Annotated in this window: 11 protein-coding genes; all 11 read left to right on the top strand. The window is 43.2% G+C overall.

Annotation, left to right across the window (positions count from 1 at the left end; all coding sequences use genetic code 11):
* Position 1: 1 nt before the first annotated feature.
* Positions 2-1,153 carry an MSHA biogenesis protein MshN gene (locus L3V35_RS20955; protein WP_237300569.1) on the top strand — a complete coding sequence of 384 codons (1,152 nt, stop codon included), beginning with the start codon at positions 2-4 and terminating at the stop codon, positions 1,151-1,153.
* Positions 1,143-2,867 (top strand): GspE/PulE family protein, encoded by a 1,725-nt coding sequence (locus L3V35_RS20950; RefSeq protein ID WP_237300568.1) that lies wholly within the window; start codon positions 1,143-1,145, stop codon positions 2,865-2,867. Before L3V35_RS20955 ends, L3V35_RS20950 begins: the two co-directional genes overlap by 11 nt.
* A 12-nt stretch (positions 2,868-2,879) precedes the next feature.
* Entirely contained in the window at positions 2,880-4,103 is a 1,224-nt protein-coding gene (locus L3V35_RS20945; RefSeq protein ID WP_054547876.1) for a type II secretion system F family protein, read from the top strand.
* 3 nt (positions 4,104-4,106) lie between these two features.
* Positions 4,107-4,562, top strand: a complete 456-nt coding sequence (locus tag L3V35_RS20940) for a hypothetical protein (protein WP_054547875.1) — start codon at positions 4,107-4,109, stop codon at positions 4,560-4,562.
* A 79-nt stretch (positions 4,563-4,641) separates the two neighbouring features.
* Positions 4,642-5,217 (top strand): prepilin-type N-terminal cleavage/methylation domain-containing protein, encoded by a 576-nt coding sequence (locus tag L3V35_RS20935; RefSeq protein ID WP_054547874.1) that lies wholly within the window; start codon positions 4,642-4,644, stop codon positions 5,215-5,217.
* A gap of 35 nt (positions 5,218-5,252) precedes the next feature.
* Positions 5,253-5,744 (top strand): type II secretion system protein, encoded by a 492-nt coding sequence (locus L3V35_RS20930; protein WP_054547873.1) that lies wholly within the window; start codon positions 5,253-5,255, stop codon positions 5,742-5,744.
* Positions 5,745-5,875: 131 nt separating this feature from the next.
* A complete protein-coding gene (locus L3V35_RS20925; RefSeq protein ID WP_054547872.1) occupies positions 5,876-6,373 on the top strand; it encodes a type II secretion system protein in 498 nt (165 codons plus the stop codon).
* Positions 6,370-6,732, top strand: a complete 363-nt coding sequence (locus L3V35_RS20920; RefSeq protein WP_054547871.1) for a type II secretion system protein — start codon at positions 6,370-6,372, stop codon at positions 6,730-6,732. The genes L3V35_RS20925 and L3V35_RS20920 overlap by 4 nt, the downstream gene beginning before the upstream one ends.
* Positions 6,732-7,454: a prepilin-type N-terminal cleavage/methylation domain-containing protein gene (locus L3V35_RS20915; protein WP_054547870.1), complete on the top strand. Its 723-nt coding sequence runs from the start codon at positions 6,732-6,734 to the stop codon at positions 7,452-7,454. Before L3V35_RS20920 ends, L3V35_RS20915 begins: the two co-directional genes overlap by 1 nt.
* On the top strand, positions 7,444-7,893 hold the full coding sequence (locus L3V35_RS20910) for a hypothetical protein (RefSeq protein ID WP_054547869.1): 450 nt from the start codon (positions 7,444-7,446) through the stop codon (positions 7,891-7,893). Before L3V35_RS20915 ends, L3V35_RS20910 begins: the two co-directional genes overlap by 11 nt.
* Positions 7,890-12,047 (top strand): DUF6701 domain-containing protein, encoded by a 4,158-nt coding sequence (locus L3V35_RS20905; RefSeq protein WP_237300567.1) that lies wholly within the window; start codon positions 7,890-7,892, stop codon positions 12,045-12,047. The genes L3V35_RS20910 and L3V35_RS20905 overlap by 4 nt, the downstream gene beginning before the upstream one ends.
* Positions 12,048-12,190 lie beyond the last annotated feature (143 nt).

Here is a 12,190-nt window from a genome sequence, read left to right as displayed (position 1 = left end):
TATGAGCGTCATAAATAACGCCTTGTCTGAATTGGCAAAGAAAAAGTCAGCGACTTCGATTGAAGCGGCAGTGGTGCCTAAAGTGAAAACACGGTCCCCATTGGTTTGGTTGGTGGCTGGTTTCACTCTGAGCTTAGCGATGGGCGGTTGGGCAATATCACAAGGCCCAGCCGTTGAACATTCAATCTCAACTCGAGATGCTCGAGTCCAGATCTCTGTCGTAGAGAGTTCTGGAGAAATGCAGGATGTTGTCACTCAAACACTCTCATCGCCAACCAAGAAATTAGTGACGCTAGATTTAACGCCCCGTTCAGCAGAAAACACAGTAGCGGCCAATAACGTTCAAGCTAAGCCAACGACAAGGTCGAGTACTTCTAAAACGACAACCCCTAACGTTACGCCTAAACCGTTAAGCACGGCTAAAGCGACTAATACTGACATTCCAAAGCCGATTTACGTTGCTAGCGTGGCAAAAAAAGATCCGGCTCCTATCACTAATGAGAAAGAATCTTCTGACAGTTCAGAAAATAGCGAAATGTTGATTGAGCAGGTAGAGCTATCGCCTGAGCAATTATCAGTGAATGCACAAGGGCGAGCTCAGAAAGCACTTGATGCGAATGATCTTACTGGTGCTTTGAAAGGTTACACCGAAGCCTTGCGTTATACGCCACGAAATGAAGAGGTTCGTCAGAAACTCGCGATTCTCTATTTTGGCAAGGGTGACACTCGCAAAGCCTACGAGCTGTTTCAATCTGGTATCAAACTTAATATCAACAGCGAAAAGCTACGGTTGGGTTTATCTAAACTGCTGGTTAAAGCTAACCAAGCAGAAGCGGCTTTAAGCCCGTTAATCCACATGCCACCAAATCCTACTCAAGATTATTTGGCAATGCGTGCTGCATTGAGTCAAAAATCTCAGCAAGAAGACATCGCGCTCGAGAGTTACCAAAAGTTAGTCGAGGTTGATTCAGATAATGCTCGCTGGTGGCTTGGCCTTGCGATTCAACAAGAGCGTCAACTTGATTTTTCTGCTGCAAAAGAGTCATACCAAGGTGCCTTAACCCGAGTGGGAATCTCATCTCAATCGCAAAACTTTGTGCGTGACCGCTTAAACATAATCAAAGCTTTAGAGGAGAGTGGCGATGCAAATTAGATTAAGAAAAAGGCTAGGTGATTTGCTCGTCGAAGAGGGAATCATCACTGAGGCCCAAGTTGAACAAGCTCTTGCTGCTCAAAAAAGTACAGGTCGTAAGCTGGGTGATGCGCTAATTGAACTTGGTTTCTTATCAGAACAACAGATGTTGAGTTTCTTGTCCCAGCAACTCGCTATTCCTCTCATTGATTTAAGTCGAGCGGTTGTTGATGTTGAAGCGGTGCAGCTTTTACCTGAAGTACATGCTCGTCGCCTTCGTGCATTGGTTATTGGGCGCCAAGGCGATACGTTACGTGTCGCAATGAGTGATCCTGCGGATCTGTTTGCTCAGGAATCATTACTTGGCCAACTAGGTGACTACGCGCTTGAGTTCGTTGTCGCTCAAGAAAGACAATTGGTGGATGGCTTTGATCGCTATTACCGCCGAACCAAAGAAATTGCGTCTTTCGCCGAGCAGCTTCATGCCGAACACCAAGTCAATGACGCCTTTGATTTTGATATTGCTGGTGAAGACAGTGACGAAGTGACGGTCGTTAAGCTGATCAACTCGTTATTTGAAGATGCAATCCAAGTCGGTGCATCTGATATTCATATTGAGCCAGATTCAAACGTATTGCGTCTTCGTCAGCGTATTGATGGCGTGCTGCATGAAACACTGCTGAATGAAGTCAATATTGCTTCTGCACTCGTACTGCGCTTGAAGTTAATGGCAAACCTCGATATCTCAGAGAAGCGTCTTCCTCAAGATGGTCGTTTTAATATTCGAGCCAAAGGCCAGTCGGTCGATATTCGTATGTCGACCATGCCAGTTCAGCATGGTGAGTCTGTGGTGATGCGTTTGCTTAACCAATCAGCAGGCTTACGTAAGCTAGAAGCGTCGGGTATTCCCAATGATCTTCTTATTCGTCTTCGCCAACAATTACGCCGTCCTCATGGAATGATCTTGGTTACTGGCCCGACGGGTTCTGGTAAAACGACAACCTTATATGGTGCGCTAAGCGAATTAAACGAGCCGGGCAAAAAGATCATTACCGCGGAAGACCCGGTGGAATACCGCCTCCCTCGAGTGAACCAAGTTCAGGTAAACCCTAAGATCAATCTCGATTTCTCTACTATCCTCAGAACTTTCCTTCGTCAGGATCCCGATATTATCCTTATTGGTGAGATGCGCGACCACGAAACCGTTGAGATTGGCTTGAGAGCCGCACTGACAGGTCACTTAGTCTTAAGTACGCTGCATACCAACGATGCAGTAGACAGTGCGTTACGTATGATGGACATGGGTGCTCCCGGTTATCTCGTGGCAAGTGCCGTGAGAGCGGTGGTGGCACAGCGATTAGTTCGTAAAGTGTGTACTGATTGTAAGGTTGAGGATGAATTGGATGAACCTCGTAAGCAGTGGTTGAGCGTACGTTTCCCTAATCAAGTGGCTGTGCCATTCATGAAAGGTCGTGGTTGCCAGAACTGTAACCTAACCGGTTATCGCGGGCGTATTGGTGTATTTGAAATGTTGGAGCTAGAGCAAGACATGATGGATGCCCTCAGAGCGAATGACGCGGTTGGCTTTGCTCAAACGGCAAGGCGGTCTAAAAACTACAAACCGTTGTTGGCTTCTGCGATGGAGTTAGCTTTGCAAGGTGTCGTGAGCCTCGATGAGATAATGCACCTTGGTGAAGGCGATGCTTCCGGTGCCACAGATCCAATTTATCTGTAGGGGTAGAGTGATATGCCAACGTATCGTTATGTAGGTCGCAGTTCTGATGGCAGCCAGGTTACGGGTCAGTTAGAGGCGAATAACGAAGATCTTGCCGCAGAAAGTTTGATGAGTAAGGGAATTATTCCCACCTCAATCAAGCTGGGTAAAAGTGGTGGTTCAGTCTTGGATATGGATGTATCTAGCCTGTTTTCACCCAATGTTCCGCTTGAAGTTTTGGTTCTGTTTTGTCGACAGTTATACAGCCTAACCAAGGCAGGCGTACCACTATTAAGGTCGATGAAAGGCCTGACTCAAAACTGTGAAAATAAGCAGCTGAAAGCAGCGCTAGAAGAAGTGGTTGCTGAGCTAACCAATGGCCGTGGATTAGCCGCATCGATGCAGATGCATCCCAAGGTATTTAGCCCGTTGTTTGTCTCAATGATTGGGGTTGGTGAAAATACCGGTCGTTTAGACCAAGCTTTGCTGCAATTGGCTGGATACTATGAGCAAGAAGTAGAGACTCGCAAACGAATCAAGACTGCGATGCGTTATCCAACCTTTGTGATCAGCTTTATTTTGGTCGCGATGTTCATTCTCAATATTAAGGTTATTCCACAGTTCTCTAGTATGTTTGCGCGCTTTGGTGTCGACCTGCCGCTCCCAACTCGTATCTTAATTGGTATGTCGGAGTTCTTTGTTAATTACTGGGTCTTAATGCTCGCGGTTATCTTTGGTCTTATTTTTGCTTTCAAAGCATGGGTTAAGACAGACAAAGGATTGGAGAAGTGGGACAGGTTACGCTTAAAAATACCCGTGATTGGCGGGGTAGTGAATCGAGCGCTACTTTCGCGTTTTTCACGCACATTCGCCTTGATGCTAAAAGCCGGTGTACCACTGAACCAATCACTGTCGTTGTCTGCGGAAGCGTTGGATAACCGATTCCTTGAGTTGAGAGTACAAGCTATGAAAGCCGCAATAGAAGCCGGTAGTACGGTTTCTTCAACAGCGATCAATAGCGAAATTTTCACCCCACTGGTGATACAAATGATTTCGGTGGGTGAAGAAACCGGCCGTATTGATGAGCTGCTACTTGAGGTATCCGATTTTTATGATCGAGAAGTCGATTATGACTTAAAGACCTTAACCGCAAGGATCGAACCTATTTTATTGGTGGTTGTGGCTGGTATGGTGCTGATCTTAGCTCTGGGTATTTTCCTACCTATGTGGGGAATGCTGGATGCAATCAAAGGCTAGGGAATGCTAAATAACCTACAACGCTCACGTTTTGTTATTTGGAGTGTCGTTATTCTTTTTCTTATTGTGGGGGTGCTCTCTGCCTTTAAAACGGTAGAAGAAGAAGCGACTAATACGGCATTGATCGTCGCGAGCAAGCGAATTTTAGAGCAAGCGAATTTGTTCAAGCAACAGTATTTGTTATCGGGTGCTGAGCAAGACAATGACTCGGAACATCCTAAAAATTATAGCCGAACAGGCTGGATAATGCCGATTCAAGGAGATGAGCGAGACTGTCAGTATTGGCTTGAAGAATTATACCCTCAAGAAAGCATTTTAGGGCTCAGTTCACCGAGTGTTGAAGATAAAAGTGATAACATACAGTTTCACTGTCGTTATCATTATAGTGATAAGTATCAGATAGATATATTACTCAAGAAAGAAAGATTTAGTGTAAAAGCCAATATTTTGGCTTTGTGAAAATATTGACAGTTTTTGTATGGTTTTATACGTGCGTGAATGTATAATGCGCGTTAATAATTAGATGAGTAGGTAGAAAATGCTTAAGAATCAAAAGGGTTTCTCCCTTGTCGAATTAGTCATAGTGATAGTGGTCGTTGGTTTATTGGCGGTAGCAGCTTTACCCCGCTTCCTCGACGTGACAGATGAGGCTAAAAAATCAAGCATTGAAGGTGTCGCTGGTGGTTTTGCAACCGCTGTTTTGTCGGCAAGAGCACAATGGGAAGCTGAAGCTAGACCATCTGAGAAGATTGGTGTTGAAACATACAATACTGTAAATTATGATGGTGTTGATTTTTGGTTAACAAGATCAAAGAACAGTAACAATGTAGACACCGATTTTAGAGATGGCTACCCATGGACTCTGAACAACGATTCGAGCACTGCACCACAAGATATTTCAGATGAAACCTGTTCTGAGTTGATGGAAAACTTACTGCAAAACCCACCTAAAGTAGGTGCGGTTTCAGATGTTGCTAGCGACTCAAATTACAAATATTCAGCGCAAGCGAATTCAGGTGATGCAACGTGTACTTACATTCAATTAGAAGGTAATACCGAGCACCAATTTGTTTACGAAATTAAAACTGGTCGTGTGACCGTAACTTTGCAGTAAGTCTGCGTAAAATTAAACATAGAGAGAGCTTAACTATGAAAAGACAAGGCGGTTTCACCCTAATCGAACTAGTGGTTGTAATTGTTATTCTGGGTATTCTTGCTGTAACTGCGGCACCACGTTTCCTAAACTTGCAAGATGATGCTCGTGAGTCTTCGCTTCAAGGCCTGAAGGGAGCAATTGATAGTGCTGCTGGTATCGTTTATGGCAAAGCTGCTGTAGAGGGAGTTGAGTCTCAAGAGTACACAGCAACCCCAGCTCCTGCAGTAGAAGGGATTACAACTTCTTTTGGTTACCCAACAGCGGACGTTGATGGTATTGGTGCTGCTGTTGTTGGCTTATCTACAGACTGGTCTGTAACGGCTAGTACTGCAAATACCAGCATTACATACTCATTTGTAGGCACTAATGCGAACGCAGCGGCATGTATTGTTACTTATACGCAAGCTACTGGTACAACAGCTGCAAGTGCTGCAACTACTACAGTAATTTTAGGCTCAGCAGCTGATGGTTGCGGTGGTAATTAGATTTATGCTTTAGACCAGCTTCGGCTGGTCTTTTCTTTTGTATTCAACATGTTTTAACTGCAACTTTATTCTTTATCCTTCCGCATAGTAATTTATAATCTAGATACCCAAATTAACCATCAAAGGCTTATATGAATACAAAGCCAAACAAAGGTTTCACTTTAGTTGAATTGATTGTGGTGATTCTTTTACTTGCTATTATTTCAGCGACAGCTTTTAGTCGGTTTGGTGGTCGTCAAGTTTACGAATTGTATGCTCTTCAAGAACAGGCATCTTCTGTCATTCGACAAATTCAGCTCAATAGAATGCAATCTAACATGAACATGTCTGTGTCAGGTGCTGAAAGCTTACGTTTAGTGGCAGCGAACAATTGCATCGGTGCACAATCTGCTTGTGACAACACATCTGAAACAAGAAGTGATGTTATTTCTAGTGATGATTATAATTTCTCGTCTATACCTGCCTCTAGCTACACTTCTCCAATTGAATTCAACCTTTTAGGTAACCCTGAAAATACCGCCTCATCTGGTGTTCAAATTACCATCTCATCCAATAATAGTTCCGACAGAGCTTGGGTTTGTATCAATTCTCAAGGTTTTGTTTATCCAAGTAATCAGGAATGCCCATGAAGTACGTAAATAGTGGCTTTACGCTTATTGAGTCGATCATTGTTATTGTACTACTTGGTTTTGCAATGCTCGCATTTTCTACTTTTCTCGCACCACAATCCGCACTTTCTGGGCAAGTGAATTATTCCAACCGAGCCTCAGCATTAGGTCAAAGCATTATGACAGATCTTCTCGCTCGTGATTACGGGTCAGTAAGCTCTGGAACACCTATAGAGCTTGGCAGTACTTACACTAATTTTGATGTGGCGTTGATAGTTACCAACGATACACCGACCACGTCGATGCAGAAATTTACGCTAACAATTACCGCGAGCAATAATCCCCCTATCACTTTAGTCGCCTTTAAAGGGGAGTATTAATGAAGGATAAAGGGTTTACTCTAATAGAGATGATTTTGGCTATAGTCGTATCAAGTATTGTGTTGCTTGGTGTTGCGAATTTTACAGAGCTTGGTATGAGGGGCTACTTTGGTTCCGTAGAGCGTTTTCGACTACAAACGGAAGCTAGGTTTGTATTGGAAAAGCTTTCTCGTGAAGTGAGGCATGCTGTACCTAATTTGTTTCCAGCTTCAGTGAGTAGCGGTTGTGTATCATTCTATCCAATTGTTGATTCAGGTTTTTATGCCATTTCTGGAGCTGATATTAACTTCTTGGTTAGTGATACCGGAGCAACGAGTAGCTCATTACAATCCATGTCATTAGTAATAAACCCGACGCGTCCTCACACTGATATCAACGAATTAAACAATATATACCCTCTTAACAATGTTACTCCTCCTAGTGTATCTGCCGCCTATTTTTCTATTCCAAATGGTGCTAACACTCTTATCAGTGAATCTGTAGGCAAAAGGCACTACATTTTTGACTCGAATAACCTTGTGGAATATTGCCTTGCGAATAGTAATTTACTAACTCGTAATGGTGTCACAATAAGCGATCGAGTTATGAGTGAGAATAGTACCCTGAGTTATCAGCCTGCGGATGTTCAGAGTAATGGTGTTGTTGAGTTGATTCTCGAGTTTGCAGAAAATAATGAGTCCACAGTGTTTGAGCAAGAGATACAGGTGATAAATGTCCCGTAAATCAACCCAAAAAGGCAGTGCGCTAATCATGGTCATCTTTGTTATCGTAGTGCTTGGTTTCTTAGCAACAAGTTTGAGTCGAACTAGTTGGTCTGATAATGACTCAAACACCCGAGTGGTGCTAGGCACGCAAGCTTGGTTACTCAGCCATTCTGTTAATGAGTATGTGATGACGCAATTCTATCCCGATCCTGACCCACAATCTTCATCTGCTATTTCAACTGTGTGCACTGACCCTATACCGAGTGCTGTGGCAAATGTTGCTGATTCAATAGTTTCTGAGTCATCGATGAATTGTTCGCTGAGTTCATTGCAATGTGCAAGCCGGGGGCAGCTCGATGGTTTTGTTTTTTATGTTTTAGAGTCCTCTGTTGTTTGTGGTTCTGGAGTGAGTGAAGTTCAACGTAATCAAGAGCTTTGGGTTAAGGAGACTGAATGAAACATCTTAGTATAATATTTGCGCTGCTATTTATTTCTTTTCCTTCTTTTGCTGATTTTTCTTCATCCCAATGTAGTTCTCTCCACGCTGGGGACGATTTCTCCGTATGGTTTAAATTAGCTCCATCGACTGGGGAAGATACTATATATGCGACTAAAAGAAATGGCGGTAGTCCGACCCCCATTTGGAGTAATAATAGTAGTGTTCAAAGCCCCGTAATTGATGATAACGAAACGTCGAATGGTGAGTTTTATGAGGTTTGGCTTGAATATCAAAGCGTCACGAATAAGTCAGGATGGTTAACTTACAATTTGTGGGAAGGAAGCTCTTGGCGACAAGTTGGAACTCGTCAATATGCTGATCTTTCAGGGCTTTCTGCAGCGATTGCGGTTTCAGGCGATGGGGCGAGTGAAATCAAGTGTGATGATGATATAACCGAACCCCCTCCAAGTTATTCACCGCAAGCGCTTTACCAGTTTGGTGTCATGCAATGCAATGGCTCAGAATGTAAGATTCCGCTAAACAAACCTTTTACGAATACTCCACTTGTGTTTGTAATGCCAACTATCGATCCAAGTAATCCGGATTCAGATGCTCCCGCAACGTTAGTTGTGACTAATGTTACGAAAACGGAAGCAACGATTGAGCAAATTAAAGCCCCGAAGAATGGAGGTGGCTCAGATTTAACTAGTCAGCCAATGACAGAGGTTAGCTATCTTGCTATTGAGCCCGGTGTTGCTGATTTTAATGGTCATGAAGTTATTGCTGGTTACTTGGATACGAATAGATATAAATCAAAAAATGGCACAAATGGTAATGCCGAGTCCGTTGCATATTCTACATTTGGAGCCCAACAAGCCTTTAATTCCCCAGTTGTTCTTCATCAACTTCAAACAAGGAATAATGGTAGTAGATGGGTGACATCCGGTAAACTTATTGGGGGCAATGACAATAATGAAGCGAGGCTATTTTTAGAGTTATCGGCGTCAAGAGTTGGTAATAATTACCAAGAAGAACGGGTGGGTTTTATTGCAACAAATTCCACAAGTGGTGCAACGCTTGAAGTCGATGGCTACAAGGTTCAATTTGCAAGAGGATATGATACACCAAGCCAAAATGGTAATGACCCAATGCTCGATGGCTGTGAAGACAAATTCGCCACGACCTCTCTAACGAATATTGATGGGATCATCGCCAATAAACAAGAAAGGGCCGGTGGACATGGTGGTTGGTTACGTAGGTGTAATATCAATAGTAACCAAGTTAGTTTTGCTGTTGATGAGGACTTTAGAGACCGCACGCATATCCCCGAAGAAGTGGGTTACTTTGCTTTTGAGCTAGAAGATGTACCATTAGATATATGCGATATTGCTCCATATGCGGTGCAGTCTTGGAGTAATAATAGTAGCTTAATATGGACCTCTAACACGGCCTCTATTCAGATTGAAGGTACTTATCAATCTAGTGGGCAAGTAGGTATTTGGGTTGACCCTACAAACCCAACGGTAGATCCAAAAGCACAATGCGATGGCAAGGAGTGTGTCGAGAACTCATCGCTATATGTAGCGGAACCTAATATCGTCGATCTAGATTTACCAATAGGTCAAAATGTGGATGCAGGTTGGCAAAATATTGAATTGAGTAGTGGTAAGTATAATACCGTATCCGCTGGAGGTTCAGGTACGATTAACTTGACTGGGGATACTTACTATATAGAACACTTGATTGTAGGTGCTAGTGGTAAAATAATCTTATCTCAAGATACTAAGATCTATGTGAATAGTTTTGAATTGTCCGGGACTGGGCTGGTCATTAATAACGATTTTAAACTATCTATATGGGCTGAAAATTATAAAGGTCATAGTGCGTCAGTCCAAGTAGAAAGGAATTTGAATGCGCTTATTTTTAGTCGCGATAAAGTCCTTGTAACTGGTGGTAACGGTCTTATAAATGGGCGAGTAACAGCGAAACATATAGAATTACGACCTGATGGGAAAATTATTGATGATGGTCAGTTTTGTCCTGTGCAGCCATCAGATTATCAACTGAGTTTGACTCCCAATAAAGACTTCTCTTTATTGTGTGAAACCCCACAAGTGACGGTAACAGTGACTGATACGCAAGGAAACCCTGCGACGGAGCAAGTTGAAGTTTACATTACGACACCTGCCGGTATGACTGTTAGAAGTGTTACTGAAGGGAGCTATAACGGGGGCGCTTCTTATTCGACAAGTTCATCGGGAATATTAACTCTTGAGTTAGATGCTGACTCAATTGGCACTTATAAAATTGAGGCTGAGTTAGCGTCTGACTCAAATCAAAATGACTCAGGTGATTTTTTAGTATCGCTGTATAAATTTGAAGCAAGTGACGTGTATGCTGTAGCCGATCAGACTGCGACCTTTGATTTGAAAGTCTTAGCTTGCAAAGATAATGAAGCAACATTAGTTTCTGGTTATCAAGGAGATAAAAACCTCAATGTCTCGGACTTTTCATTGGTGACCCCCACTTCTGCCCAGGGAGCCGTTGATGGAAACTTATTGGTAAAAAGTAAGAGCGATTGGAGCGATACTTCGGTAATTTTTGAATTTGATAGTTCCGCTCAAACTACAGGTTCCGTTATTTACAGTGAAGCGGGTAAGGTTAGCTTCAAACTTTCAGATCCGACTTTTGAATGCCCTGTGGGGTATGACTGTGAAGATAATGATGGTGAAAGTTGGGATGCATTAGAAGGTATCGTCAATGTCTATGTCAGACCTTGGCAATTTGCAATCTGCACGAATAGCAGGTCTGACGGTAACAGTAGCGGTAAGAGTGCGTTTGTTGCTGCGGGGGAAGAGTTTGATGTGTTTGCCAAACCAATTAAGTTCACGAATGACTCTAGTCAGCTGTGCAACAATAGCTTAGTGACGCAAAACTATTTGATTTCCACTGCGGGTGTTAGTGCTACACACACATTAGATACACCGACTAATACTGAGGCCGTGCTTGGGAGTTTGGAGCCAAACAGCCAACTTACTCAATCTAGTTCCGACATAGTGTCTGCTGATTACGGTTATAAATTTAATAACTTAAAATACTCAGAAGCGGGTAGTTTTAATTTTGAAGTGACTGAAGACTCGAACAGCTTTTATGGCAAAATTCTTGGTGGCTTCTCTGGAAGTAAATCAATTGGCCGCTTCTATCCGAAATACTTCCTACAAGAGAACCCTGAATGGAATGTCGCTAATCAAAACGACATTGCTTATTTAGGTCAACCTTACGACTCAACTGTTCATCAAGTGTACGCAATGGCATCAGGTGAAAGCAGTGTTGGTAACGCGCTTAACAACTATCAATTCTTTGCCCCGAGCCTACAAGCCAGTTTTGGTGTTCTAGATGATACAGCTGTCGATAATGGGTTCTTGCTGGATACTGAGGCAGGCACTTGGTCTAATGATCGTAAGCATTGGTTGTTGAATGATAGTGCCGCTGTTCTTCAGCGGGTTATGGATTCTGATGATGTTAGCCGCAGAGACACACCGTTTAATACGTCAGATGCTAACTCGACGATTACAAACTTTGGTTTAACAATCGAGGGAACAGATCCTGTGTCATTTACAGATTCTGACCCTGTTACCAGTTCGGCAGCATTCCCAGTTCAACCTCCTGCCCGCTATGGCCGAATGGCGCTTGATGATATTGGCGGTAACTCCGGTAGTACTTTGACGATTCCACTTCGTGCTGAGTTTTGGGATGGTAGTGACTTTGTTGTGAATGACGATGATGATCGCAGCACCTTTAATGGTTCAAATTTCTGTAAGCAAGTCATTTGGACCAGTAATACAGTCAAAACTACACTAGCTTCACTCAATGGCAGTGGAAGTGTTGATGATGGCGAAGAAGAAGTAACAGCGAATCAAAATACGCCTGCTGGTGCAGATGCGCCACGTGAGCAGGTACGATTGTGGTTAAGAATGGATGCGTCGACACCACAGGCTAAATCTGGCGAGAATCCTGTTGCATGCTCAGGCAGCGATCAAGATCAGCCATGGCTGCGCTACAACTGGAGACAGCTAGGTGATGAAGATCCCTCCACCGTCGTCACATTTGGCATCTACCGTGGTAACGATCGAGTGATCTACCGAGGTGAAAGTGGGTTAACAGGTCAGTAAAAATATAATTTTTGCCCCTTAAGTTAGGAATCTGTAAGAAATTGCGGGTTTCAGTCCATGTTTATACTTCAATGCCTTGCCGTGACAGCAAGGCATTGGTACATTTAGTGCAATTTTTGTCTTCTAATTCTTGCAGGATGAGC

It is taken from the genome of Vibrio sp. L5-1 (assembly GCF_021728315.1).
Taxonomy (GTDB): Bacteria; Pseudomonadota; Gammaproteobacteria; order Enterobacterales; family Vibrionaceae; genus Vibrio; species Vibrio splendidus_K.
The sequence above is the reverse complement of the archived record's forward strand: the minus strand, read 5'-3'. Positions and strand labels throughout refer to the sequence as shown.

Coding starts and splice junctions, on each gene's coding strand:
- L3V35_RS20925 (WP_054547872.1), top strand. CDS start 5,876: ATGAATACAAAGCCAAACAAAGGTTTCACTTTAGTTGAATTGATTGTG.
- L3V35_RS20920 (WP_054547871.1), top strand. CDS start 6,370: ATGAAGTACGTAAATAGTGGCTTTACGCTTATTGAGTCGATCATTGTT.
- L3V35_RS20930 (WP_054547873.1), top strand. CDS start 5,253: ATGAAAAGACAAGGCGGTTTCACCCTAATCGAACTAGTGGTTGTAATT.
- L3V35_RS20940 (WP_054547875.1), top strand. CDS start 4,107: ATGCTAAATAACCTACAACGCTCACGTTTTGTTATTTGGAGTGTCGTT.
- L3V35_RS20955 (WP_237300569.1), top strand. CDS start 2: ATGAGCGTCATAAATAACGCCTTGTCTGAATTGGCAAAGAAAAAGTCA.
- L3V35_RS20945 (WP_054547876.1), top strand. CDS start 2,880: ATGCCAACGTATCGTTATGTAGGTCGCAGTTCTGATGGCAGCCAGGTT.
- L3V35_RS20915 (WP_054547870.1), top strand. CDS start 6,732: ATGAAGGATAAAGGGTTTACTCTAATAGAGATGATTTTGGCTATAGTC.
- L3V35_RS20910 (WP_054547869.1), top strand. CDS start 7,444: ATGTCCCGTAAATCAACCCAAAAAGGCAGTGCGCTAATCATGGTCATC.
- L3V35_RS20950 (WP_237300568.1), top strand. CDS start 1,143: ATGCAAATTAGATTAAGAAAAAGGCTAGGTGATTTGCTCGTCGAAGAG.
- L3V35_RS20935 (WP_054547874.1), top strand. CDS start 4,642: ATGCTTAAGAATCAAAAGGGTTTCTCCCTTGTCGAATTAGTCATAGTG.
- L3V35_RS20905 (WP_237300567.1), top strand. CDS start 7,890: ATGAAACATCTTAGTATAATATTTGCGCTGCTATTTATTTCTTTTCCT.